At 70.0% G+C, this 23,399-nt stretch carries 25 protein-coding genes; 10 read left to right on the top strand and 15 right to left on the bottom strand.

Annotated features, from left to right (window positions below; genetic code table 11):
* Positions 1 to 38 precede the first annotated feature (38 nt).
* The 3 genes from rpsA to N3K63_RS06515 all read right to left on the bottom strand — a co-directional run bounded on the left by rpsA (position 39) and on the right by N3K63_RS06515 (position 4,360).
* Complete coding sequence (rpsA, locus tag N3K63_RS06525; RefSeq protein WP_261579337.1) at positions 39 to 1,490, bottom strand: 30S ribosomal protein S1; 1,452 nt, start codon at positions 1,488 to 1,490, stop codon at positions 39 to 41.
* 198 nt (positions 1,491 to 1,688) lie between these two features.
* Positions 1,689 to 2,684, bottom strand: coding sequence for a cation diffusion facilitator family transporter (locus N3K63_RS06520; protein ID WP_261579336.1), 996 nt, complete (start codon positions 2,682 to 2,684; stop codon positions 1,689 to 1,691).
* A 242-nt stretch (positions 2,685 to 2,926) separates the two neighbouring features.
* Entirely contained in the window at positions 2,927 to 4,360 is a 1,434-nt protein-coding gene (locus N3K63_RS06515; RefSeq protein ID WP_261579335.1) for an HNH endonuclease signature motif containing protein, read from the bottom strand.
* A gap of 94 nt (positions 4,361 to 4,454) precedes the next feature.
* Here N3K63_RS06515 and N3K63_RS06510 point away from each other — a divergent pair, with 94 nt between their 5' ends.
* Positions 4,455 to 4,811 (top strand): nuclear transport factor 2 family protein, encoded by a 357-nt coding sequence (locus N3K63_RS06510; protein WP_261579334.1) that lies wholly within the window; start codon positions 4,455 to 4,457, stop codon positions 4,809 to 4,811.
* A gap of 7 nt (positions 4,812 to 4,818) precedes the next feature.
* Here the strand turns inward: N3K63_RS06510 and N3K63_RS06505 are convergent, their stop codons facing one another.
* Together N3K63_RS06505 and N3K63_RS06500 are read right to left on the bottom strand one after the other, a co-directional pair.
* Complete coding sequence (locus N3K63_RS06505; protein ID WP_261579333.1) at positions 4,819 to 5,226, bottom strand: YchJ family protein; 408 nt, start codon at positions 5,224 to 5,226, stop codon at positions 4,819 to 4,821.
* On the bottom strand, positions 5,223 to 5,603 hold the full coding sequence (locus N3K63_RS06500; protein ID WP_261579330.1) for a TraR/DksA family transcriptional regulator: 381 nt from the start codon (positions 5,601 to 5,603) through the stop codon (positions 5,223 to 5,225). The genes N3K63_RS06505 and N3K63_RS06500 overlap by 4 nt, the downstream gene beginning before the upstream one ends.
* 70 nt (positions 5,604 to 5,673) lie before the next feature.
* Between N3K63_RS06500 and N3K63_RS06495 the strand changes: the two genes are divergently transcribed.
* The 3 genes from N3K63_RS06495 to N3K63_RS06485 are packed head-to-tail and all read left to right on the top strand — an operon-like array spanning position 5,674 to position 7,915.
* A complete protein-coding gene (locus N3K63_RS06495) occupies positions 5,674 to 6,198 on the top strand; it encodes a hypothetical protein (protein ID WP_261579329.1) in 525 nt (174 codons plus the stop codon).
* On the top strand, positions 6,186 to 6,974 hold the full coding sequence (locus tag N3K63_RS06490) for a hypothetical protein (RefSeq protein ID WP_261579328.1): 789 nt from the start codon (positions 6,186 to 6,188) through the stop codon (positions 6,972 to 6,974). The genes N3K63_RS06495 and N3K63_RS06490 overlap by 13 nt, the downstream gene beginning before the upstream one ends.
* 26 nt (positions 6,975 to 7,000) lie before the next feature.
* Positions 7,001 to 7,915 carry a 5'-3' exonuclease gene (locus N3K63_RS06485; RefSeq protein ID WP_261579327.1) on the top strand — a complete coding sequence of 305 codons (915 nt, stop codon included), beginning with the start codon at positions 7,001 to 7,003 and terminating at the stop codon, positions 7,913 to 7,915.
* An 82-nt stretch (positions 7,916 to 7,997) separates the two neighbouring features.
* On the opposite strand, the gene N3K63_RS06480 is transcribed toward N3K63_RS06485, so the two are convergent.
* The 3 genes from N3K63_RS06480 to trpD all read right to left on the bottom strand — a co-directional run bounded on the left by N3K63_RS06480 (position 7,998) and on the right by trpD (position 10,736).
* Positions 7,998 to 9,005, bottom strand: coding sequence for a PHP domain-containing protein (locus tag N3K63_RS06480; RefSeq protein WP_261579325.1), 1,008 nt, complete (start codon positions 9,003 to 9,005; stop codon positions 7,998 to 8,000).
* 57 nt (positions 9,006 to 9,062) lie between these two features.
* Positions 9,063 to 9,554 (bottom strand): aromatic ring-opening dioxygenase LigA, encoded by a 492-nt coding sequence (locus tag N3K63_RS06475; protein WP_261579324.1) that lies wholly within the window; start codon positions 9,552 to 9,554, stop codon positions 9,063 to 9,065.
* A gap of 120 nt (positions 9,555 to 9,674) precedes the next feature.
* Complete coding sequence (gene trpD / locus N3K63_RS06470; RefSeq protein WP_261579323.1) at positions 9,675 to 10,736, bottom strand: anthranilate phosphoribosyltransferase; 1,062 nt, start codon at positions 10,734 to 10,736, stop codon at positions 9,675 to 9,677.
* Between the two features lie 122 nt (positions 10,737 to 10,858).
* Between trpD and ctaE the strand changes: the two genes are divergently transcribed.
* The 5 genes from ctaE (at position 10,859) to N3K63_RS06445 (ending at position 15,665) form a co-directional block, all read left to right on the top strand.
* Positions 10,859 to 11,503, top strand: a complete 645-nt coding sequence (ctaE, locus tag N3K63_RS06465; RefSeq protein WP_261579322.1) for an aa3-type cytochrome oxidase subunit III — start codon at positions 10,859 to 10,861, stop codon at positions 11,501 to 11,503.
* A 23-nt stretch (positions 11,504 to 11,526) separates the two neighbouring features.
* Positions 11,527 to 12,327, top strand: a complete 801-nt coding sequence (gene qcrC / locus N3K63_RS06460) for a cytochrome bc1 complex diheme cytochrome c subunit (RefSeq protein ID WP_261579320.1) — start codon at positions 11,527 to 11,529, stop codon at positions 12,325 to 12,327.
* 39 nt (positions 12,328 to 12,366) lie between these two features.
* Positions 12,367 to 13,446, top strand: a complete 1,080-nt coding sequence (gene qcrA / locus N3K63_RS06455) for a cytochrome bc1 complex Rieske iron-sulfur subunit (protein ID WP_261579319.1) — start codon at positions 12,367 to 12,369, stop codon at positions 13,444 to 13,446.
* The gene (qcrB, locus tag N3K63_RS06450; RefSeq protein ID WP_261579317.1) at positions 13,443 to 15,272 is read left to right on the top strand and encodes a cytochrome bc1 complex cytochrome b subunit; all 1,830 of its coding nucleotides are present in this window, start codon (positions 13,443 to 13,445) and stop codon (positions 15,270 to 15,272) included. Before qcrA ends, qcrB begins: the two co-directional genes overlap by 4 nt.
* Before the next feature lie 144 nt (positions 15,273 to 15,416).
* Positions 15,417 to 15,665, top strand: coding sequence for a hypothetical protein (locus N3K63_RS06445; RefSeq protein WP_261579316.1), 249 nt, complete (start codon positions 15,417 to 15,419; stop codon positions 15,663 to 15,665).
* Positions 15,666 to 15,683: 18 nt separating this feature from the next.
* On the opposite strand, the gene N3K63_RS06440 is transcribed toward N3K63_RS06445, so the two are convergent.
* The 6 genes from N3K63_RS06440 to N3K63_RS06415 all read right to left on the bottom strand — a co-directional run bounded on the left by N3K63_RS06440 (position 15,684) and on the right by N3K63_RS06415 (position 21,605).
* Positions 15,684 to 16,484 (bottom strand): PP2C family protein-serine/threonine phosphatase, encoded by an 801-nt coding sequence (locus tag N3K63_RS06440; protein ID WP_261579314.1) that lies wholly within the window; start codon positions 16,482 to 16,484, stop codon positions 15,684 to 15,686.
* A gap of 5 nt (positions 16,485 to 16,489) precedes the next feature.
* A complete protein-coding gene (locus N3K63_RS06435) occupies positions 16,490 to 16,924 on the bottom strand; it encodes a cytochrome c oxidase subunit 4 (protein ID WP_261579311.1) in 435 nt (144 codons plus the stop codon).
* Positions 16,925 to 18,613: an aa3-type cytochrome oxidase subunit I gene (ctaD, locus tag N3K63_RS06430; RefSeq protein ID WP_390895116.1), complete on the bottom strand. Its 1,689-nt coding sequence runs from the start codon at positions 18,611 to 18,613 to the stop codon at positions 16,925 to 16,927.
* Between the two features lie 53 nt (positions 18,614 to 18,666).
* The gene (ctaC, locus tag N3K63_RS06425; protein ID WP_261579306.1) at positions 18,667 to 19,572 is read right to left on the bottom strand and encodes an aa3-type cytochrome oxidase subunit II; all 906 of its coding nucleotides are present in this window, start codon (positions 19,570 to 19,572) and stop codon (positions 18,667 to 18,669) included.
* A gap of 115 nt (positions 19,573 to 19,687) precedes the next feature.
* The gene (gene erpA / locus N3K63_RS06420) at positions 19,688 to 20,053 is read right to left on the bottom strand and encodes an iron-sulfur cluster insertion protein ErpA (RefSeq protein WP_261579305.1); all 366 of its coding nucleotides are present in this window, start codon (positions 20,051 to 20,053) and stop codon (positions 19,688 to 19,690) included.
* Between the two features lie 157 nt (positions 20,054 to 20,210).
* Positions 20,211 to 21,605 carry a dipeptidase gene (locus N3K63_RS06415; protein ID WP_261579301.1) on the bottom strand — a complete coding sequence of 465 codons (1,395 nt, stop codon included), beginning with the start codon at positions 21,603 to 21,605 and terminating at the stop codon, positions 20,211 to 20,213.
* A 49-nt stretch (positions 21,606 to 21,654) separates the two neighbouring features.
* Between N3K63_RS06415 and N3K63_RS06410 the strand changes: the two genes are divergently transcribed.
* A complete protein-coding gene (locus N3K63_RS06410; RefSeq protein WP_261579300.1) occupies positions 21,655 to 22,221 on the top strand; it encodes a DUF3043 domain-containing protein in 567 nt (188 codons plus the stop codon).
* A gap of 119 nt (positions 22,222 to 22,340) precedes the next feature.
* Here N3K63_RS06410 and N3K63_RS06405 read toward each other — a convergent pair whose 3' ends face one another.
* Positions 22,341 to 23,381 carry a quinone-dependent dihydroorotate dehydrogenase gene (locus N3K63_RS06405; protein ID WP_261579299.1) on the bottom strand — a complete coding sequence of 347 codons (1,041 nt, stop codon included), beginning with the start codon at positions 23,379 to 23,381 and terminating at the stop codon, positions 22,341 to 22,343.
* Positions 23,382 to 23,399 lie beyond the last annotated feature (18 nt).

Here is a 23,399-nt window from a genome sequence, read left to right as displayed (position 1 = left end):
CGACCCTGAGGTCGCGGCCCGTTCGGACGTTCAGCCGATCAGCGGCCGGAGAGCTTCTCGCGCAGAGCGGCGAGGGCCTCATCGTCGGCGAGGGTGCCGATCGAGGAGCTCGAGTCGGACGAGAACGACGAACCGCCGGTCTCGGCCGGCGCGGCGGCCTCGGCCTCGAGGGCCTTGGTGACCTGAGCCTTGTGAGCCTCCCAGCGAGCCTGGGCAGCGGCGTACTCGCCTTCCCAAGCCAGACGCTGCTCGTCGAAGCCTTCCTTCCACTGGTTGGTCTCCGGGTCGAAGCCCTCGGGGTACTTGTACTCCCCGTTCTCGTCGTACTCGGTGACCATGCCGTAGAGGGCCGGGTCGAACTCGGTGCCGTTGATGTCGACCGACTCGTTGGCCTGCTTGAGCGACAGCGAGATGCGGCGACGCTCGAGGTCGATGTCGATGATCTTGACGAAGACCTCTTCGCCGACCGACACGACCTGCTCGGCGAGCTCGACGTGCTTGCCCGACAGCTCCGAGATGTGCACGAGGCCCTCGATGCCGTCCGCGACGCGCACGAATGCACCGAACGGAACGAGCTTGGTGACCTTGCCCGGTGCAACCTGGCCGATGGCGTGGGTGCGGGCGAAGACCTGCCACGGGTCCTCCTGGGTCGCCTTCAGCGACAGCGAGACGCGCTCGCGGTCCAGGTCGACCTCGAGGATCTCGACGGTGACCTCCTGGCCGACCTCGACGACCTCGGAGGCGTGCTCGATGTGCTTCCAGGACAGCTCGGAGACGTGCACGAGGCCGTCCACGCCGCCCAGGTCGACGAACGCACCGAAGTTGACGATCGACGACACGACACCCTTGCGGACCTGACCCTTGTGCAGGTTGTTGAGGAACGTGGTGCGCGACTCGGACTGCGTCTGCTCGAGCAGGGCGCGGCGCGAGAGCACGACGTTGTTGCGGTTCTTGTCGAGCTCGAGGATCTTGGCCTCGATCTCCTGGCCGAGGTACGGCGTGAGGTCGCGGACGCGGCGCAGCTCGATGAGCGAGGCCGGCAGGAAGCCGCGCAGGCCGATGTCGACGATGAGGCCGCCCTTGACGACCTCGATGACCGAACCGGTGACGACGCCGTCGTTCTCCTTGATCTTCTCGACGTCTCCCCAGGCACGCTCGTACTGCGCGCGCTTCTTGGAGAGGATGAGGCGGCCTTCCTTGTCCTCCTTCTGGAGAACGAGGGCTTCGACCTCGTCGCCGACCTTGACGACCTCGTTGGGGTCGACGTCGTGCTTGATGGAGAGCTCGCGCGAGGGGATGACACCCTCGGTCTTGAAGCCGACGTCGAGGAGGACCTCGTCGCGGTCGACCTTCACGACGGTGCCTTCGATGAGGTCTCCGTCGTTGAAGGACTTGATGGTCAGTTCGACCGCGGCCAGGAAGTCCTCAGCAGATCCGATGTCATTGATGGCGACCTGCTTGGTGGCCGGGGCGGTCGTTGCGGTAGTCATGTAGTGGGTTGTCCTTGTTCAGGTGTGGTGTCGGGCTTCGCGCTCGTCCCGACCGCATGCGAGTGCGATCGGATGCCGGAGCCGAAGCGGCGGATGTGGGGATTGCTCGTCACGAAGACATGGCTGAAGAGCCACAAAAGTGACACTCCAGAGTATCAGAATCGGGCGGTGCGGCGCAGTCCCCGCCTCATCCCGTCATCAACCGCGCATCGGCTGTGCGGGGTGGTCGGCATCGAGCACCGGCGCCCCCGGCCGCGAGAGGGTCAGCACGGCCCAGGCGACGCGCGGGCTGCGGGCCAGCTCGTCCTCGATCGCGTTGAGGCGGGCGGCGATGTCGTGCTCGGCGGCGTCGCCGCGCAGGTCGACGGCGGCCAGCAGGAAGACCCGCCCCGGACCGACGTATTCGATGTGCAGGTAGGTGACCCCGTCGACGTCGGGGTGGGCGGTCAGGCGGCGCAGCGCCGCGGCGCGGACGGCCGGATCGACCGAGGCCCCGACCAGGTAGCGGGTGTTCTGGCGGATGAGGGTGATCGCGACGACGGCCAGCAGCACGCCCACGAGGATCGAGCCCAGGGCATCCGGCACCGCGGAGCCGGTGATCTGGTGCAGCAGGATGCCGACGAAGGCGATGACGAGGCCGATGAGCGCCGCGGCGTCTTCGAAGAACACGGCGCGCAGCGTGGGGTCGGAGGTGCGCATGACGTGGTCGAGCAGGTCGCGCTCGGCATGCCGGGCCTGCCGGCGGGACTGCCGCAGCGCCTGCAGGAATGAGACGCCCTCGAGCACGAACGCGAGGGCGAGCACCGTGTAGGAGATGACGAACCGTTCAGCGGGTTCAGGCGCGAGAAGCTCGTTGACGCCGTGCATCACCGAGACGACGGCGCCGACGGCGAACAGGCCGAACGCCGCGAACATCGACCAGACGTAGGCGTTGCGCCCGTAGCCGAGCGGATGCTGCGGGTCGGCCGGGCGCACGCTGCGGCGCGCCGCGATGTAGAGGAAGACCTCGTTGCCGGCATCCGCCCACGAGTGGGCCGCTTCGGCGACCATGCTCGCCGCCCCGGTGAGCACCGCGGCGATCGACTTTGCGATCGCGACGAGCAGGTTGGCGCCGAGGGCGATGAGGACGGTCGCCAGCGATTCGGGCGTCTCACCGGAGTGCGCGCGGTCGTGACGGGGACGCGAAGGCGACATGGCGCCACAGTACGCCGACGGATGCGCGGCGCCGGGATCGAGGGGCGGTCGGCCCGGTGGGGCGCGGCCCGGTGGGGGCGGCCCGGTGGGGCGCGGCCCGGTGGGGGCGGCCCGGTGGGGCGCGGCCCGGTGGGGCGCGGCCCGGTGGGGGGCGGCCCGGTGGTGCGCGGCCCGGTGGGGCGCGGCCCGGTGGGGAGTGCCCCGGAGCGCCCCGGGTCGGGCACCCCGGGGATCACCCGGCGTCAGAACGGAGGCGGCTCGCGGTCGAGTGTCGGGCGCGGCGGCGGCGCGCGGTCGGGCGCGGGGGCTGAAGGCGGTGGCGGATCGGGGTGGAAGGTCGGCAGCGTGCGTTCCGGGCGGACGACGTAGATCCGACCCGACGGCGACCGCCAGCGCAGGGCGCCGCCCGATCCGGCGATCTGGTCGACATGCCAGCCGCCGTGGTGTTTGACGGTGTGATGGCCTTTGCACAGCGGCGAATGGTTGTCGAGGCTCGTGTGCCCGCCGTGCTCCCACGCGACGGTGTGGTCGATCTCGCATCGATCGGCGGGAACCGAGCAGCCGGGCGCCATGCAGCGGCCGGCCCGCCACCGCACGAGACGCCGCAACGACGCCGGCGGCTTGTACGACTCGCGCCCGACCGACAGCACCGCGCCGGTCTCGGGGTGGGTGAGCACCCGCATCCAGCCGTCGGCTCCGCCGCAGAGCACACGCGCCTGCTCGACGCTGATCGGCCCGATGCCGTCGACCACCGGCGGCACAGCACCAGCACCATCACCAGCACCAGCACCAGCACCAGCACCAGCACCAGCACCAGCACCAGCAGCATCCGCGAGAAGGGTGAGCGCCGGGACGGTCACCGCGACCGTCGCCCGGATACCCCGCGCGTCGGCGGGAAGAAGCGTGGTGTCGCCATCGATGAGCAGGTCGCACGCCGCGTCGGCGCGGATCTCGTCGAGGGTGCGCGTCTCGCCCGGTGCACGGGCGATGGCCTTCGCCTGCGCGGTGAGGCGGGCATGCACGGCGTGGAGCTCGACCAGGGGCGCGTGCAGGTGCAGCCAGCCCATGCCGTCGCGCCCCGGCTCGATCTCGACGCGCCGCTCGCGGACGGCGACGGCCTGCCGCTGCGCGAGCGTGGCCGCCTGCTCGGTGTCGACCAGCGCGCGCAGCTTGCGACGGAACACGCCCACGGGCTGCTGCTCCGCGAGCACCAACGCCCGCTCACCCACCCGCGCCGAGATCTCCGGCCCCGCCGCGTCGAGCTGCTCGACGAGGATGCGGGCGTGCCGCTCGGTGATGCCCGACCGTGACAGCGAGCGCCATGCGGCCGGATAACGGTGCACCATCGCCGCCGCGAAGCCGAGCAGGTCGCCCGCGGCGTGCTCGGTCACGCGCAGCGCCGCGGCGAGCTCGAGTCGCACCGACCGGTCGATCAGCTCACGGCTCCCGCCGCCGTAGCGCTCGGCATCGGCATACGCGCGCCGCCGGAACGTGTCGACGGCGGCGAGCCGCTGCGCGACGAACGAGTTCATCAGCGACGTCCACTCCAGAACCTCATCGACCTCGTCGACGGGCAGCGGCCCGAGCTCGTCTGCCCACGGCGGCTCGCCCCACCCCTCGGGATCGGGCGGCCACCCCACCCCGAGGTCCGGGTCGTGTTCCGCGATCAACGTCATACCTGAACGTTAGAACATACCTCCGACACTGAGCCCGCAGCATCCGCCCACCCCTCCCCTGGTGCGCGCGGGAACGCTCGGGTAGACACGGACCATGACGCAGGCGACCGAGTGGTTGAACGGCTACATCACCGCGTGGACGACGAAGGATCCCGACGACGTGCGCGCCGTCTTCTCCGACGACGCGGAGTACTGGTTCCGTCCCGACGACGACGACCCCGAGATCGGCATCGACGCGATCCTCGCGATGTGGAAGGAGCCCGAGCCCACCGAAGCGGTGCACGACCTGCGGGTGCTCATCGAGAACGACGCGCTGGCGATCATCACCGGCACCGTCGACTACCCCGGGCACCAGAGCTACTCGAACATGTGGGAGGTCTGGTTCGCCCCCGACGGGCGCGCCGTGCGGTTCGTGGAGTGGTTCATGACCCCCGACGACGACGAGGACTGACCGCGCGTCACCGCACCGCGCCGTCGAGGTACCACCACAGGCCCGACTGCCGCACGAAGCGACTGCGCTCGTGCAGCTCGCCGGTCTCGCGTCCCTGACGCCACCGCGCCTGGAACTCCACGACGCCCCGCTTGTCGCCCTCCGCGCCGTCGACCACGTCGATGATCTTCAACCCGGTCCACTGCAGCCCCGGGTCGATGTCGATGTCGAGGTCGCCCGGTCGGGTTCCCGGATGCCACGACGCGGCCAGGTGCGCAGCGTCGCCGAGCGCGAACGCGGTGTACCGCGACCGCATGAGCGCCTGCGCCGTCGCCGCCGGCTCACCGTGCAGCACGGGGCCGCAGCACGCCTCGAACGCGTCGCCGCTGCCGCAGGGACAGGGTGCGCCGGCGGCGAGCGCGCGCGGCGCGGTCATCGCCCGGCCCTCTCGGCGCACGCGACGCAGCGGGTCGCCGTCGGCCGCACCGCGAGGCGCTCCGGCGCGATCGCCGTGCCGCAGTCGACGCACACGCCGTAGTCACCCGCGTCCACGCGGGCGAGGGCGTCCTGGATGCCGGCACGCTCGGCCACCAGTCCCTCGCGCACCCCCGCGAGCCGCGACCACTCCCCCGACAGGGTGACGCCTTCGGGGTCGTGCTCGTCGTCGGCGGACTCGGCACCGCGCGCGCCGCGCAGCTCGGCCAGTTCGCGTTCGACGGCCGCGAGCTGCGCGTCGGCACGGGCGGACATCGCGCGGAGCGCGTCGGCACGGGCGGACATCGCGCGGAGCGCGTCGGCGGGATCGGCAGCCATGATGGATCGAGCGTAGGCGAGGCTGGGGACAACCGGCGCGCGGATGCCGGCGCTTGGATACCGTTGCCGCATGATCCGCCGCTCTGCCGTCGCCGCGATGCTCGTCGCGCTGACCCTCGGCGCGACCGCGTGCACCCCCACCGCCGAGCCCACCCCGACACCCACCGGATTCGCCTCCGATGAGGAGGCTTTCGCCGCCGCCGAGGCGACCTATCGGGAGTACGTCGACGCACTGAACGCGGTCGACCTATCTGAACCCGCCACGTTCGAGGACGTCTACGCCTGGCTGACAGGCGACGCACTCGACGCTGCCAAGAAGTCGCTGACTCAGATGCACTCGGATGGCTGGGTGGTGGACGGGAACAGCGTCGTTTCACAGGTCGTACCGAACACATTGGACAGCGATGCAGGACTTGCTGAGCTCGATGTCTGTCTGGACGTGTCGAAAGTAACGCTCGTCGACGAACAAGGGATCTCCCAGAGTGGCGATCGACCTACCGAGCAGGCGTTCGCGGTCGATGTGAACTTCGACGGGGATAGTTGGCTGATTAGCAAGTTCGCTGGGCGAGAAGGACCACCCGAGTGCTTGCGCTAATCCTCGCCCTTTCAATAGCCCTCGCGGGCCCCGTCACTACCAACGCCGCCGAGTCGTGCGAAGGCGGGATGGGATGGTCGGGCGATTGCTCCGTCACGAACACCGGCTCATCCGTCGACCTCTCCGGCACGCGCCCGGGCGGCGGGTCCGGCGAGCGCGGCGACTCCGGCTCGGGCGACCAGCCCGCGCGGCCGCGCGACTCGGCCGACGACCCCGTCGACCCGCGGAACCCGAGCGGCAACCTGGTGTGCACGGAAGGTCTCGGCTGCCGCGGCGGGTACGAGGTCGTCGTGTTCCGACCGACGATGAACGACGTCGCATCCTTCGCCCCGACGGCACGTCCGCTGGTCGACGAACCCGACGGCGTGGGCATCGTCGGCATGCCGGTGAACTTCGTCGTCGACGCCGAGACGCACGCCGCGACGGGCACCCTGTTCGAGCTGCCCGTCACCGTGCGGTTCACTCCCGTCTCGTACCGGTTCGCGCACGGCGACGGCACCAGCCGCACGGCCTCCGGCGGCGGGGCGACCTGGGCCGAACTGGGTCTCGCGCAGTTCTCCGCCACCGCGACCAGCCACGCCTATGCCGCGCGCGGCACGTACACGGCATCCACCGCGGTCGAATACTCCGCGGCGGTCGACTTCGGCAGCGGCTGGATCGACGTGCCCGGCACCCTCACGATCCCCGGCGGCACAGCCACCCTGCAGATCGTCGAGGCGCGCACCGCGCTCGTCGACCGCACCTGCCTGGAAGACCCGTCCGGCCCCGGTTGCTGAGCTCCCATCCGTGTCAGGATGAACGCGTGGCCGACCGACTGATGCTGCTCGACACCGCGAGCCTCTACTTCCGCGCGTTCTACGGAGTGCCCGACACCGTCAAGGCCCCCGACGGGCGACCCGTCAACGCCGCCCGCGGCCTGCTCGACATGATCGCCAAGCTCGTCACCGCCTACGAGCCGACGCACGTCGTCGCGTGCTGGGACGACGACTGGCGCCCGCAGTGGCGCGTCGACCTCATCCCCAGCTACAAGACCCACCGCGTGGCCGAGGTGGTCGCCGGGGCGCCCGACGTCGAGGTCGTGCCCGACCCGCTCGAGATCCAGATCCCGGTCATCCGCGAGGCGCTCGGCGTGCTCGGCATCCCGATCGTCGGTCGCGCCCACCACGAGGCCGACGACATCATCGGCAGCTACGCCGCGCAGTCAGCGATGCCCGTCGACGTCGTCACGGGCGACCGCGACCTGTTCCAGCTCGTCGACGACAGCCGGGACGTGCGGGTCGTCTACACCGGCCGCGGGATGAGCAACCTCGAGGTGCTCACCGATGCGGCCGTCGTCACCAAGTACGGGGTGCTGCCCACCCAGTACGCCGACTTCGCCACGATGCGCGGCGACGCGTCGGACGGCCTCCCCGGGGTCGCCGGCGTCGGCGACAAGACCGCCGCGACGCTGCTCGCCGCGCACGGCGACCTGCCCGGCATCCGCGCCGCCGCCGCGGCCGGCGACGGCATGTCGGCCGGGGTGCGCGCGAAGATCCTCGCCGCGGCCGACTACCTCGACGTCGCACCGCAGGTGGTCGCGGTCGTCCGCGATCTCGAGCTGCCCGCCGTCACCCCGCTCACCGCCCCCGACGACGCGGCCGTGGCCGACCTCGCGGGACGCTGGTCGCTCGGCTCGTCGGCCGACCGCGCCGCCGCCGCCCTCCGCGCCCGCGTCTGACCCGCCCGCCCGACCACCCCGCGCCCGACCACCCGGCGCACCACAGCGCGCCCGACCCCGCGCCCGACCGCCCGCGCCCCCGTCACCCCGACGCGCGTCGCGTCCACTCCCGCAGCCGCTCCAGCGGCCACGTCGTCACGATGCGCTCGGCGGGCACGCCCGCGCGCTCGGCACGGGCGGCACCCTCGTCGAGCAGCCCCAGCTGGCCGGGCGCGTGCGCGTCGGAGTCGATCGAGAACAGGCATCCCTCCGCCAGCGCGACGGCGATGAGCTCGTCGGGCGGGTCCTCGCGCTCGGGCCGCGCGTTGATCTCCACGGCGACCCCATGCGCCGCGCACGCGGCGAACACCGCCGCCGCATCGAACGCCGACGGCGGCCGCGTGCCCCGCTCCCCGCGGATCAGCCGGCCCGTCACATGCCCGAGCACGTCGACCCGCCGGTCCGACACCGCCGCGACGAGCCGCCGCGTCATCGGCCCCCGCTCCATCCGCAGCTTCGAATGCGCGGATGCCACGACCACATCCAGCTCGTCGAGCAGCGCCGGCTCCTGATCGAGCGCGCCGTCGTCGAGGATGTCGACCTCGATGCCGGTCAGCAGCGTCGGCCCGGCGCCGCCCGCGTCAGCGTTGAGCGCCGCGACGACCGCGAGCTGCTCGCGCAGCCGCACCGCACTGAGCCCCCGCGCCACCCGCAGGCGCGGCGAGTGGTCGGTGAGGGCGAGGTACTCGTGCCCCAGGGCGCGCGCGGCGCCGAGCATCGCCTCGATCGGCGTCTGCCCATCCGACCACTCCGAGTGGCAGTGCAGATCGCCGCGCAGCAGGGCGCGCAGCTGCGAGGATGCCGGCGCGAAGCGCGCCCGCAGTTCGGCGAGGTACTGCGGCACCTCGCCGGCCAGCGCCTCCTGGATGACGGCGAACGACGTGTCGCCCACGCCCGGTCGGCGCCGCAACGCCGCGGCATCCGCCAGCTCTGCCTCGCTCAGCCCCTCGATCGCCCGCGCGGCCGCCCGGAACGCCTTGGAGCGGTAGCGCGACGCGCGCTCGCGCTCCAGCAGCGTGGCGATCTCGGTGAGCGCGTCGATCGGGTGCATGACACCACAATGCCGAAAAGGCCCGCACCGTGCAGGGTGCGGGCCTTTTCGGTCGGGTCAGGAGGTGACGGTGGCCCGTCGCACGATCACCGGGATCGAGGCGAGGCGGAAGATCGCCCAGCCGAAGAGGATCGACAGCACGCCCACGCCCATCGCGAAGGCGGCGACGCCGAACGAGACGACCGAGGTGAACAGCGAAGAGCGGAGGAAGGACGCATTCATGAGCGTCGCGCGCACCGGGTCTTCGCGGTCGAGCTGGGCGTAGGTCTTGCCGTCCGACATCTCGAGCGCGTGGTGCTGGATGATGTCCGCCTGCACGTAGGCGGTGAACGGGCCCGACACGGTCTGGCCCTGGAAGGCGGCCGCGTCGTCGGGGACGACGATGTTCTCGGCCTGGAGCTGGGTCGAGACCATGACCCAGACCACGATGCCGACGACGATGAGGGCGATGCCGCCGAGGATGCCGAGAATGCCGGCGGCCTTCACGAGACCGACCTTCTTCTCCGGCGGAGCGACGGTGTCCGCGGTGGTGACAGCTGCTTCTGACATGGGGAGGCGCTTCCTCTTGAGGGGGCTGTTCCGAGCCCCAGTGATGACCTCACCGTAGCGAAGCGCTTCAGCACCCCGAAAGCGCCCGGCCGTGAATAATGTGAATCAGCTGAAAATTGGTCAGACCACAGGGGCGGCGGTCGCCGCGACCCAGGCGGCGAGGGTGTTCGCGGCCGCTCCCGAGTCGATCGCCGCCGCGGCCTCATCGCGCGCCAGGGCGAGCCGGTCCACGATCGGCTCCTGCGCCTGCGCGGCGTCCTGGAAGAGGCGGTAGGCCACGATCCCGGCGGCGGCGTTCAGCAGCACGATGTCGCGCACCGGGCCCGTCTCCCCCGCCAGCACGCGATGCACGACCTGCGCGTTGTGGGCGGCGTCGCCTCCCAGCAGATCGTCGATGCGGGCGAGCGGGATGCCGAGATCGCGCGGATCGAGATCGTGCTCGCGCACGTCGCCGCGGGTGATCTCCCACAGCCGGCTGTGACCGGTCGTGGTCAGCTCGTCGAGCCCGTCGTCGCCGCGGAAGACGAGGGCGGTCGCCCCCCGCGTGCGGAACACGCCGGTGATGAGGGGCACCCGGTCGGCGCTGGCGACGCCGACCGCGTTGGCCTCGGCGCGGGCCGGGTTGCACAGCGGTCCGAGGAAGTTGAAGACGGTGGGCACGCCGAGCTCGGCGCGCGTGGGGCCGGCATGCCGGAAGCCCGGGTGGAACGCGGCAGCGTAGGCGAAGGTGATGCCGGCCTCGGCCAGCACCTCGGCCACCCGCTCGGGCGCCAGCGTCAGATCGACCCCGAGCGCGCCGAGCACATCCGACGAGCCCGACGCCGAACTGGCGGCCCGGTTGCCGTGCTTGACGACGGGGATGCCGGTGGCCGCGGCGACGATCGAGGACATCGTCGACACGTTGACGGTGCCGAATCTGTCGCCGCCGGTGCCGACGATGTCGAGCACCTCGGCGGGAACCGGGAGCGGCAGCGCGGCCTCGAGGATCGCGTCGCGGAAGCCGACGATCTCATCGACCGTCTCCCCCTTCGCACGCAGCGCGACGAGGAATCCGGCGAGCTGCGACGGGGTCGCCTCGCCTGCCATCACCTGACGCATCGCCCAAGTCGACTGCGACACGCTGAGGTCGCGACCCGCGAGCAGGTCAGTGAGGATTTCCGGCCACGAGTAGAGCTCCGCCATGACGATCGAGCCTATCGGGAGACTGTCGGGCAACTCCGGGAAGACTCCGAGCCCGCTCCAATCCCCTCCGAAAGTGGAACCCACCTTCAGTGATGCGGAAAGCCGACCTGGAATCAGCCATAATGGGCTATGTGACGACCACTCCTGCGACCTATTCCCAGGCCTTGCGATCCGTCAAGCGGCCGGATCCGGTCGCCGTCGGCACCATCGTGTGGCTCGGCAGCGAGGTCATGTTCTTCGCCGGCCTGTTCGCGATCTACTTCACGCTGCGCAACGCCTCCCCGGAGCTGTGGGCGGATCGCACCGAGCTGCTGAACATCCCGTTCGCCGCCGTGAACACGCTGATCCTGGTGCTCTCGTCGTTCACCGCGCAGGCCGGCGTCTTCGCCGCCGAGCGCTTCCAGCCGTACCGCAAGGGCACCATCTGGCAGTTCCGCCAGTGGGGCATGACCGAGTGGTTCCTGCTCACCTTCGTCATGGGCGCCGTGTTCGTCTCGGGCCAGGTGTGGGAGTACGCCACGCTGGTCACCGAGGGCATGCCCATCAGCGCCGACTCGTACGCCTCGGCCTTCTACATCACCACCGGTTTCCACGCCCTGCACGTGACCGGCGGCCTCATCGCGTTCCTCCTGGTCATCGGCCGGGCCTACGCGGTGAAGAACTTCGGACGCAAGGAGATGACTTCTTCGATCGTCGTGTCCTACTACTGGCACTTCGTCGACGTGGTGTGGATCGTCCTGTTCATCGTCATCTACTTCGTCAAGTGACGAGAGCGGAGCTGAGTACGCCCATGGCATCCAAGAACCCGCGCCGCACCGGCCGCCGCAGCAAGTGGGCTGCCGCCGCCCTCATCGGCATCGGACTGCTCGTCAGCGGCGGCATCTACGCCGGAGCCTCGGCCGCGATGGCCGCCACCGAGCCCACCGCCTCGTCGTCGTCGACCCTCACGGTCGAAGACGGCAAGAAGCTGTTCCAGGCCAACTGCGCCACCTGCCACGGCCTGAACATGGAGGGCACCGCCGACGGCCCGTCGCTGTACGGCGTGGGCGAGCTCGCCGTCGAGTTCCAGATGTCGACCGGCCGCATGCCGCTGCAGATGCAGGGCCCGCAGGCGCCGCAGAAGCCGGTGCAGTTCACGGAAGACCAGATCAAGGCCGTCGCCGCCTGGGTGCAGTCCACCTCCCCCGGCCCGACGTACCCCGCCGAGGAGACCCTCGACGGCCAGGGCGATGTCGCCAACGGCGCCGAGCTGTTCCGCATCAACTGCGCGATGTGCCACAACGTGGCCGCCGCCGGTGGTGCGCTGACCGAGGGCAAGTACGCCCCGGCCCTGACCAGCACCAGCCCGCTGCACATGTACGCGGCGATGGTGACCGGTCCGCAGAACATGCCCGTGTTCAACGACATGACCCTGACCACCGAAGAGAAGCGCGACGTCATCTCGGCGCTCATGTGGATGCAGCAGAACGAGTCGGCCGGAGGCTTCAACCTCGGTTCGCTCGGCCCCGTCTCGGAGGGTCTGTTCATCTGGATCTTCGGCATCGGCTCACTCATCGGCCTCACCGTGTGGATCACGGCGAAGTCGAACTGATCACACTGACGTAGACGTAGGAAAGCGACGAGGAGCACCATGGCACACGAGGAAGACGCGCTCGAGCACGAGAGGGCTTCATGGAAGCCTTCCGCCGGGCTCGCTGTCGCGGTTCCCGACCCCGTGCAGAACCCGGGGCTTCCCCCGCACCGGCACCGCGTGACCGACCAGGACCCGGCGGCGATGAAGCGCGCCGTCCGCACGGTCTACACGCTGTTCTACCTGTCTCTCGCGGGCAGCATCTGGGCGGTCGCCGCCTACATGCTCTTCCCCATCGAGAGCGGTCGGATCATCGACATCCGGCACAACAACCTCTTCATCGGTCTCGGCATCGGCTTGGCCCTGCTGGCGATCGGCCTCGGCGCCATCCACTGGTCCAAGGCGATCATGTCCGACAAGGAGTTCATCGAGCCCCGTCACGCCACGCGTGGTCGCGACACGACGCGTGAAGCGGCCGTGCAGGTCTTCCGCGACGCCAACGAGGAGTCGGGCTTCGGCCGCCGAACCGCCATCCGCGGCTCGCTGATCGCCGCCCTCGTGGCCTCGATCATCCCCGGCATCACGCTGTTCCGCGGCCTCGCGCCCCACAACAGCGAAGAGAAGCCGATCGCCGGCGACCCGGTCGCCCTCCTCAGCCACACCATGTGGAAGGAAGGCGAGCGCCTGGCGCACGACCCGAGCGGCGAGCCCATCCGCGCCGCCGACCTGACGCTCGGCTCGGCCGTGCACGTCATCCCGGAGTCGCTGGCCGAGCTCAGCCACCACGACGGCTACCTCGAGGAGAAGGCCAAGGCCATCGTGCTGCTCATGCGTCTGCTCCCCGAGCAGCTCGAGGAGGAGGAAGACCGCAAGGACTGGTCGTACGACGGCATCGTCGCCTACTCCAAGGTGTGCACGCACGTCGGCTGCCCCGTCGCGCTCTACGAGCAGCAGACGCACCACCTGCTCTGCCCCTGCCACCAGTCGCAGTTCGACGTCTCGCGCGGCGCCGCGGTCATCTTCGGCCCGGCCGCACGCCCGCTGCCTCAGCTGCCCATCACCGTCGACGCCGAGGGCTACCTCGTTGCACGCAGCGACTTCGAAGAGCCTGTCGGCCCGAGCTTCTGGGAGCGCCATTGAGCACCGCCACTGTCACCGAGCCGGGCACGGCGCAGGCCCCCGCGGCGACCTCGTCCAAGAACGAGAAGCCGCTGGGCGGCCGGTTCGTCGCCGGCGCGGCCAACTACATCGATGAGCGCACGTCGATCTCCGGGTTCGTCAAGGAGCTCGGTCGCAAGATCTTCCCCGACCACTGGTCGTTCATGCTGGGTGAGATCGCGCTGTGGAGCTTCGTCGTCGTGCTGCTGTCGGGCACGTTCCTGACGTTCTTCTTCCAGGCCTCCATGGTCGAGACGCACTACACGGGCAGCTACCTGCCCATGCGCGGCGTCGAGATGTCGGCGGCCCTCGATTCGACCCTGCGGCTGTCCTTCGACATCCGCGGCGGCCTGCTCGTGCGCCAGATCCACCACTGGGCGGCGCTCGTGTTCGTGGCCGGCATCGGCGTGCACATGCTCCGCGTGTTCTTCACCGGCGCCTTCCGCAAGCCGCGCGAGCTCAACTGGGTGATCGGCTTCGTGCTGTTCATCCTCGCGATGGCCGAGGGCTTCACCGGCTACTCGCTCCCCGACGACCTGCTCTCGGGCAACGGTCTGCGCATCATCGACGGCATGGTCAAGGGCATCCCGCTGGTGGGCACCTGGATCTCGTTCCTGCTCTTCGGCGGCGAGTTCCCCGGCACCCAGATCGTCGGACGCCTCTACACGCTGCACATCCTGCTGCTGCCGGCGATCCTCGTCGCGCTGCTGGCGGTGCACCTCATGCTGATGATCGTCAACAAGCACACGCAGTTCGCCGGGCCCGCACGCACGAACAGCAACGTCGTGGGCTACCCGATGATGCCGGTCTACATGTCGAAGATGGGCGGGTTCTTCTTCATCGTCTTCGGTGTGATCGTGCTGATCGCCTCGCTGTTCACGATCAACCCGATCTGGAACTACGGCCCGTACGACCCGTCGCCGGTGTCGGCCGGAACGCAGCCCGACTGGTACATCGGCTTCGCCGACGGCGCCCTGCGCCTCGTGCCGCCGCACCTCGAGTTCGTGCTGTTCGACCGCACCTGGTCGTTCAACATCCTCATCCCGCTGATCGGGCTCGGACTGTTCATCGTGCTCGTCGCGATCTACCCCTTCATCGAGGCGTGGGTCACCGGCGACAAGCGCGAGCACCACATCGCCCAGCGCCCCCGCCACGCGCCCACCCGGACCGCCATCGGTGTGGCCGGCGTCACCTTCTACGCGGTGCTCTGGGCCGCGGCATCGTCGGACATCATCGCGACCCACTTCCATCTCACGATGGAAGGCGTCATCCACACGCTGCAGGCTCTGCTCATCGTCGGACCGATCCTCGGCTACTTCGTGGCCAAGCGCATCGCCGTCGCACTGCAGAAGAAGGACCGCGAGATCGCGCTGCACGGCTACGAGTCGGGTCGCATCGTCCGCCTCCCCGGTGGCGAATACATCGAGGTGCACCAGCCCGTCGACGAGTACGAGCTGATGAAGCTCGTCGACTTCGAGACGAGCGCTCCCCTGGTGGTGCGCCCCAACGACAAGGGCCGCATCCCGTGGCACGAGAACCTGCGTGCCGGCCTGTCGCGGTGGTTCTTCGAAGACCGTCTGGCGCCCCTGTCGCAGGCCGAGATCGAGGAAGCGCGTGCCCACCAGCACCACACCCTCGACCACATCGCCCACGACGAGGCCGAAGAGCTGCAGGGCGCTCACGAGCGCGCCGGCGTCCCCGACGCTCCCCTGCACCCCATCGAGGAGAGCAAGGGCTCGGAGACCGCCAACCGCCCGTCGAACCTCATCGTCCCCGACGATGACGACAAGGGCTCCAAGAAGCACTGACACGACGCCGAGCCCTCTCGGCGGCACACAGCGGCGAGGTGTGACCTTCACGGTCACCCTCGCCGCTGTCGTCTTCCCCCACCGCCCCGCCACTGCCCGCGGCAGCGCGTCGACGGGCCACACGGCGGCTTGTAGGGTGGCCGGGTGAGCATCACGGTCCGGAGGACGCAGCCCCGCGACGAAGCCCCCTGGGCGCACCTGTACGCCGGGTACCGGGCGTTCTATCTCCTCCCCCATGACGCGGATGCCGTGGCGGCGACCTGGCGCTGGGTGCAGCGCGGGGAGCACGGGCTCGTCGGGCTGGTCGCGGACGACCTACCGGTGGCGCTGGCGAACGACGCGCACGCGGTGGCCACCCCCTGGGTGACCTACGACATGCGGCCCGCCGGCTGACAGCGGGCGGCGCGGCGGTCAGCCGGCGCGCTCGTCGAGGCCCTCGAGGAAGCGCGCGGCTGCCGCACCGGCGAATACGGGCGCGCGCAGGGCTTCGGGGACCTCGTCGACGATGTCGCACACCACGGCGGTGACGTTGTCGCGGGAGCCGGCCTCCAGAGCGAGCTCCACGAGGGCGCGGGCGGACTGCACCACGTCCGGGTAGGACTGCAGGGCGCCCAGGATGGCATCGTCGGGCAGATAGTCGCTGACTCCGTCGCTGCACAGCAGCCAGCGGTCGCCGTCGACGGGCACGCGCTCGCTCACCCGCACGAGGTCGGTGGCATCTCCCCGCAGCGACGCGGTGATGATGTTGCGGCGCGGGTGCGTCATGGCATCCTCGGCGCTGACGATGCCCTGGTCCACGAGCGCCTGTACGAACGAGTCGTCACGCGTCTGGCGGATGAGGTTGCCGCCGCGCACCAGATAGGCGCGGGAGTCGCCGGTGTGCGCCAGCAGGAGCATCTCGCCGTCGCCGGCGAACCACAGTCCGGTGAAGGTCGTCGCCATGCCCGCCAGCGACGGGTCGCGCCGCACCTGCGCGCCGAGATCCCAGTTGGCCGCTCGGATGCGGTCGGCCAGCGCCTCGGCGCCGTCCACGCGCGGGCCGCCGGCCACCAGCCGGTGCACGAGCGCCGCCGAGGCCAGGTCGCCCGCCGGTCCCCCGCCGACGCCGTCGGCGACGGCGGCGCCCCAGGACGCCGCGAAGGCGGCATCCTGGTTCACCGCACGGAAGGGGCCGACGTCGGTGGCGACGCCGGCCCGAAGGGCCCGGGACATGGGAGTCAGCGGGCGAAGTATCCGCGGTAGTACTCGTACACCCAGCCGACGATCGCCACGACGAAGACGCCGAAGCCGATCGGCAGCAGCCAGGTGCCCACCGCGAGGCCGAGGATGGCCAGCGATGCCGAGAACGCGAGCACGAGCGGCCACCACGACCACGGGCTGAACTCGCCCATCTCGGGGTCACCGTCGTCGATGTCGGCCGTCAGCACGTCTTCGGGCAGCTCGCCGCCCTGGGCGCGGTGCACGCGGTGCACGTAGAAGGCGATCATCACGGCCATGAACACGCTGAACAGCAGGCCGGTCGAGCCGACCCACTCGATCGCGTTGTACCACGGCTTCGAGGAGTGCTCGATGATGTTCCAGCCGGTGTACAGGATCGTGACGAGCAGGAAGAAGCCCGCCAGCAGCCACCAGAGGTTGACGTTGGTCTTCACTTACTTGACCTTCCCCTCGGCGAGGTCGACGACGGGCGCCTCGGGGGCGTCCTTGGCCGGTCCCACTCCCACCGGAAGCGAGGCCTCCGGGTGGTTGAGGTCGAACGCGGGGCGCTCGCTGCGGATGCGCGGGATCGACGTGAAGTTGTGGCGCGGCGGCGGGCAGCTGGTGGCCCACTCGAGCGAGGCGCCGTAGCCCCACGGGTCGTTGACGGTGACCTTGGGAGCGGTGCGCGCGGTGATCCAGACGTTCAGGAAGAACGGGATCATCGAGGCGCCGAGGATGATCGCGCCGATCGTCGAGACCTGGTTCTGCCACGTCCAGCCGTCGGCCGCCGAGTAGTCGGCGTAGCGACGCACCATGCCGTCGACACCGAGCCAGTGCTGGATGAGGAAGGTCATGTGGAAGCCGATGAACAGCAGCCAGAAGTGCACGTAGCCGAGGCGCTCGTTGAGCATCTTTCCGGTCCACTTCGGCCACCAGAAGTAGAAGCCGGCGAACATGGCGAACACGACGGTGCCGAACACCACGTAGTGGAAGTGGGCGACGACGAAGTACGAGTCGGAGAGGTGGAAGTCCAGCGCCGGCGAGGCGAGGATGACGCCGGTGAGACCACCGAAGACGAACGACACCAGGAAGCCCAGCGTGAACACCATGGGCGTCTCGAAGGTCACCGACCCTCGCCACATCGTGCCGATCCAGTTGAAGATCTTCACACCCGTGGGCACCGCGATGAGCATCGTCATGAAGGCGAAGAACGGCAGCAGCACCGCACCGGTGACGTACATGTGGTGGGCCCACACCGACACCGACAGGGCCGCGATCGCGATGGTCGCGTAGACGAGGGTCTTGTACCCGAAGATCGGCTTGCGGCTGAAGACCGGGAGGATCTCCGACACGATGCCGAAGAACGGCAGCGCGATGATGTACACCTCGGGGTGGCCGAAGAACCAGAACAGGTGCTGCCACAGCAGCACACCGCCGTTGGCCGGGTCGTAGATGTGGGCACCGAGCACGCGGTCGGCGGCGGCGGCGAGGATCGCGGCGGCCAGCACCGGGAAGGCCATCAGCACGAGGATGCTCGTGATGAGCACGTTCCACGAGAAGATCGGCAGACGCCACATGGTCATGCCGGGCGCACGCATCGTGATGATCGTGGTGATGAAGTTGACGGCACCGAGGATCGTGCCGAAACCGCTCATGCCGAGGCCGAGCATCCAGAGGTTGCCACCGGCACCCGGTGAGAACGTCGCGTTGGCCAGCGGCTGATAGGCGAACCAGCCGAACGCGGCGGCGCCCTGCGGGGTGAGGAAGCCGGCTATGGCGATGACCGATCCGAAGATGAACAGCCACAGCGCGAACGCATTCAGTCGCGGGAAGGCGACGTCGGGGGCACCCAGCTGCAGAGGCAGGATCGCGTTGGCGAACCCGGCGAACAGCGGCGTCGCGAACATCAGCAGCATGATCGTGCCGTGCATCGTGAACAGCTGGTTGTACTGCTCCTTGGTCGGGATGACCTGCATACCCGGCTCGAACAGCTCCGCGCGGATGATGAGGGCCATCACGCCGCCGAGGAGGAAGAACAGCACCGAGGCGATGAGGTACATGTACCCGATCGTCTTGTGGTCGGTGGAGGTGATCCACTTGACGATGATGTTGCCCTTCTCCCCCACGCGGGAAGAGCTCATCAGCGCGGCCTGGCGCGGCGGAACGGTCCGAGGACGGTCGGAAACCTCAGTCATCAGTGCTCCTCCTCGGATGCGGCGTTGCCCGTCGTTCCCGGCAGGTTCTGGAGGCGGTCGTAAGCCTCGTCGATGTCACCGGTCTGGCCGGCGTCGCGCAGCGAGTCGAGGTAGGTCTGGTAGTCGGCCTCGGAGACCACCTTGACCTTGAACAGCATCATCGAGTGGTACTGACCGCACAGCTCGGCGCACTTGCCGTCGTACTCGCCGATGCGGGTCGGGGTGAACGACCAGTAGTTGTCGCGCCCGATGTACATGTCCTTCTTGTACAGGAAGTCGATGATCCAGAACGAGTGGATCACGTCACGGGAGGCGAGCTTGAGCTTGACCTCCTTGTCGACCGGAAGGTACAGGGTCGGGATCTCGTTGGTGACGTCGCCGACGCGGTCGGTCTGCGCCTGCACGCCCATGCTCCACACGGCGTCGTCGCCGGCCTCGCAGTTCTGCGTGTCGTCGTTGTACTGGAAGTCCCACGCCCACTGCTTGCCGATGGCCGTGACGCACACGTCGGGGTCGTCGTACTGGGTCTCGAGGATCGTCTGGTCACGCGCGGTGAACGCGAAGAACCCGATCACGAGGATGAGCGGCACGACCGTGTAGAAGATCTCGATCGGCATGTTGTAGCGCAGCTGCACCGGCAGGCCGGACTGGCCCTTGCGACGGCGGTACGCGATGGCGGCCCAGGCCATCAGACCCCAGGTGATCACGCCCACGGCCAGCAGCACGATCCAGGAGTTCACCCACAGCGCCGAGATCATCTCGGTGTGGTTGGTGGCCTGCGTGCCGTCTTCGGTGAACCCCGGAAGGTAGCCGTTGAGCTCAGTGGGGGTGCAGGCTGCGAGGGCGACCGCCGTGGCCATCCCGAGGGGGATGGCAATCAGACGGAGGCGACGTTTGACGCGCACGTTTCACCTTTCGGGGTCTTGAAGGTTCGACTCCCGTCAGTCTAGGGCAACCTCCCAACCGATTCAGGCCATCCGCCCAGGATGTCCCGACTCTCGGAGGGGGTAGCCGCCGGACTCAGTGGAACGAGTCGCCGCAGGCGCAGCTGCCCGCAGCGTTGGGGTTGTCGATCGTGAAACCCTGCTGCGAGATGGTGTCCTGGAAGTCGATCTTCGCGCCGTCGAGGTAGGGAACCGACATGTCGTCGACGATGACCTCGACGCCGTCGAAGTCGACCGCGACGTCGCCGTCGAGGAAGCGCTCGTCGAAGTACAGCTGGTAGATCAGGCCCGAGCAGCCACCGGGCTGCACGGCCACGCGCAGGCGCAGGTCGTCGCGGCCCTCCTGCTCGAGCAGGCTCTTCACCTTGGCGGCAGCGGCGTCGGTGAGGCCGATGCCGTGCGTCGGCGCGTCGGTGGCGGTGGACGTGGCGATGTCGGTCATGACTTCTCCCTGTGCGTTGCGGCCGGACGTGCCGGTCGGGGGTGGGCCGATGCCGCGTCGGTCGACGACGGCGGGGTGTGACGATTCTACGCGCCGTCGCGGCGGCGAGGCCGGGTCAATTCCCGGGGCCGCCGCGACGGCATCCGCGCGGTGCGCTCTACAGCTCGGTGGCGTCGAGGCTCTCCAGCAGCAGCGCCTCCGAGACCAGCGCGTGGCGGAACGTGTCGAGGTGCAGCGACTCGTTGGGGCTGTGCGCGCGGGCGTGGGGGTCTTCCACTCCGGTGACGAGGATCTGCGCGGCGGGGAATTCGCGCACGAGATCGGCGATGAAGGGGATCGATCCCCCGACGCCGATGTCGACGGGGGCCACGCCGTAACCGGCCTCCAGCGCGTCGCGCGCCTGCGCGACCGCCCAGCCCGACGTGTCGACGAGGAAGGCGTCGCCGAAGTCGACGTCGTGGAACGACAGCTGGGCGCCGAACGGCGCGTGGGCGCGCAGGTGCGCCTCCAGCGCGGCGAAGGCGTCTTCGGCGCGCTGCCCCGGGGCGACGCGCGAGCTGATCACGACCGACAGCTCGGGGGTGAGCGTGTTGGAGGCGTTGCGCACGCTGGGGAAATCGATGCCGGTCACGGTGACGGTCGGCTTGTTCCACAGGCGGCTGAGGATCGTCCCGCGACCGATGGGGCTGACCCCGTCGGGCAGGCCCGCCTCGTCGCGCAGCGTCTGCTCCGAGTACTCGGGGGTCGGCGCGTCGCGCTCGAGGAGCCCCGCCACGGCGACCGCGCCGTCGTCGTCCCAGAGGGTCGACAGCAGCTTGGCGGTGGCGAGCATCGCGTCGGGCACGGCGCCGCCGAACATCCCGGAGTGCGACGCGTGGTCGAGCGTCTTCACCGTCATCGTGAAGCGGGTGTTGCCGCGCAGCGACACGGTGAGGGCGGGAGTGACGGCATCCCAGTTGCCGGAATCGGCCACGACGATGACGTCGGCGCGGAGGGCGTCGGCGTTGTCGTGCAGGAACGCGGCGAACGAGGCGGACCCCGCCTCCTCCTCCCCCTCGATGAACAGGTTGACGCCGAGGTCGAAGTCGGTGCCGAGCACCTCGATGAGGGCGCGCAGCGCCCCGACGTGCGCCATGACGCCGGCCTTGTCGTCGGCGGCGCCGCGGCCGTAGAGCCGACCGCCGCGCAGCGTGGGCTCGAAGGGCGTGCTCTCCCACAGCGCCTCATCGCCCACCGGCTGCACGTCGTGGTGCGCGTAGAGCAGGATCGTCGGACGGCCGTTGCGGGCGGCGCGGGTGGCCAGCACCGCCGGCATCCCCTCGGCGCCGGTGGCCGGGATCGTGGCGGTCTTGATCTCGACGCGGTCGAAGACGGCCAGATCGTCGAGCAGGGCCTTCACCGCGGCCGCGCTGCGCTCCACTTCGGCGCGGTCGAAGCCCGGGAAGGCGACGGACGGGATGCGCACGAGGGCGCCGAGATCGGCGACGGCGGCGGGGACGGCGGCGGTGGCCGCCTCTTGCACGGCCGAGGCCCGGGACGAAGCAGAGGTCATGCGGGTAATCTTAGAGCGCACGATTTTCCGCCGATCCGAGGTCTCTCCCGTGGCAAAGACTCCCGCAGCACCCGCCCCCGACGCTTCCGCCGACGCCCCGCAGGGCGTCGGGAAGAACCGTCCCACCCCGTCGCGGGCCGAGCAGGAGGCCGCCCGCAAGCGCCCGCTGGTCGCCGACACCAAGGAGGCCAAGCGCCGCGCCCGCACCGAGATGGCCGCCCAGCGCGAGAAGGCCCGCGTGGGCATGGCCAACGGCGACGAGAAGTACCTGCCGCTGCGCGACAAGGGTCCGCAGCGCAAGTTCGTGCGCGACTGGGTCGACTCGGGCTGGCACTTCGGCGAGCTGATGATGCCGCTGATGGTCATCGTCATCCTGCTGAGCCTCATCCCCAACCCGGCGATCATGTACTACGGCTTCATCGGCCTGTGGGCGTTCATCCTGCTGGTCGTCGCCGACATGATCTTCACGAGCATCCGCATCAAGCGCATCGCGCGCGACAAGTGGGGTGCACGCGCCGAGAAGGGCCTCGGATGGTACGCGGCGATGCGCACCATCCAGATGCGCTTCATGCGTCTGCCCAAGCCGCAGGCCAAGCGCGGCCAGCGCCCCGCCTGAGCCGGACTCCACCGCCCCCGACCGCCACGCGGACGGGGGCGGTTTCGTCGTGCGTGCGCATGGATGCCGAGGCGTGTGCGCCCGCCGGGACGGGCGTGTCGCGGAGGCGCGGGCGCGGGTCAGGACGCGCGGGCGCCCCGACGCGCGGCGAGCCCGCGGTTGATCTGCCGCGCCCAGAGCGGTCCGCGGAAGATGAAGCCGCTGTAGCCCTGCACGAGCGTCGCCCCGGCATCCAGGCGCTCCTGCACGTCGGCGGCGGTCTCCACTCCCCCGGCGGCGATGACGCAGAACTCCGCGGGCACCGCCGCGCGCACCACGCGCAGCACCTCGAGCGCCCGCGCACGCAGCGGCGCGCCCGACAGCCCGCCGGCACCGGCGGCCTCGATCTTGGCCGGGTCGGTGACCAGACCGTCGCGCGCGATCGTCGTGTTGGTGGCCACGATGCCCGCCAAGCCCAGGTCGACGGCGAGGCGGGCGATGGCCTGCACCTCGTCGTCGGGGAGGTCGGGGGCGATCTTGACGAGCAGGGGCGTCGCGCCGGCGGCCTCGTGCACGGCGGCCAGCAGCGGACGGAGGGTCTCGACGGCCTGCAGGCCGCGCAGCCCGGGGGTGTTGGGCGAGGAGACGTTGACGACCAGGTAGTCGGCCAGCGGCGCGAGCAGCCGCGTGCTGACGAGGTAGTCGTCGGTCGCGTCGGCCACGTCGACCACGCGACTCTTGCCGATGTTGACGCCGATGACCGCGCGCCGACGGCGGCGCCGCGCCTTCTCGAGTCGGCGGGCGACGGCCGCCGCGCCGTCGTTGTTGAACCCCATGCGGTTGACGAGCGCACGGTCGGGCACGAGCCGGAACAGTCGCGGCTTCGGGTTGCCCTCCTGCGCGATGGCGGTGACGGTGCCGACCTCGACGTGGCCGAACCCGAGCGCGTGGAGACCCGCGGTCATCTTGACGTTCTTGTCGAACCCGGCGGCCACGCCGAACGGCGAGTCGAACACGAGTCCCAGCGCCTCGGTGCGCAGCGCAGGGGCCGGACGGGTGAAGGCCCGCAGCACCGGTGCGATCGGCCAGACGCCGAACGCGCGGATCACGGGGACGACGACGTGGTGGGCGACCTCGGCGTCCATCGGGACGAAGAAGGTGCGGAAGATGAAGGGATACATCAGCCCTTACCCTAGCGG

This window comes from Microbacterium festucae (assembly GCF_025421715.1).
Lineage (GTDB): Bacteria > Actinomycetota > Actinomycetes > Actinomycetales > Microbacteriaceae > Microbacterium > Microbacterium festucae.
This window is presented reverse-complemented; position numbering and strand designations above follow the sequence as displayed.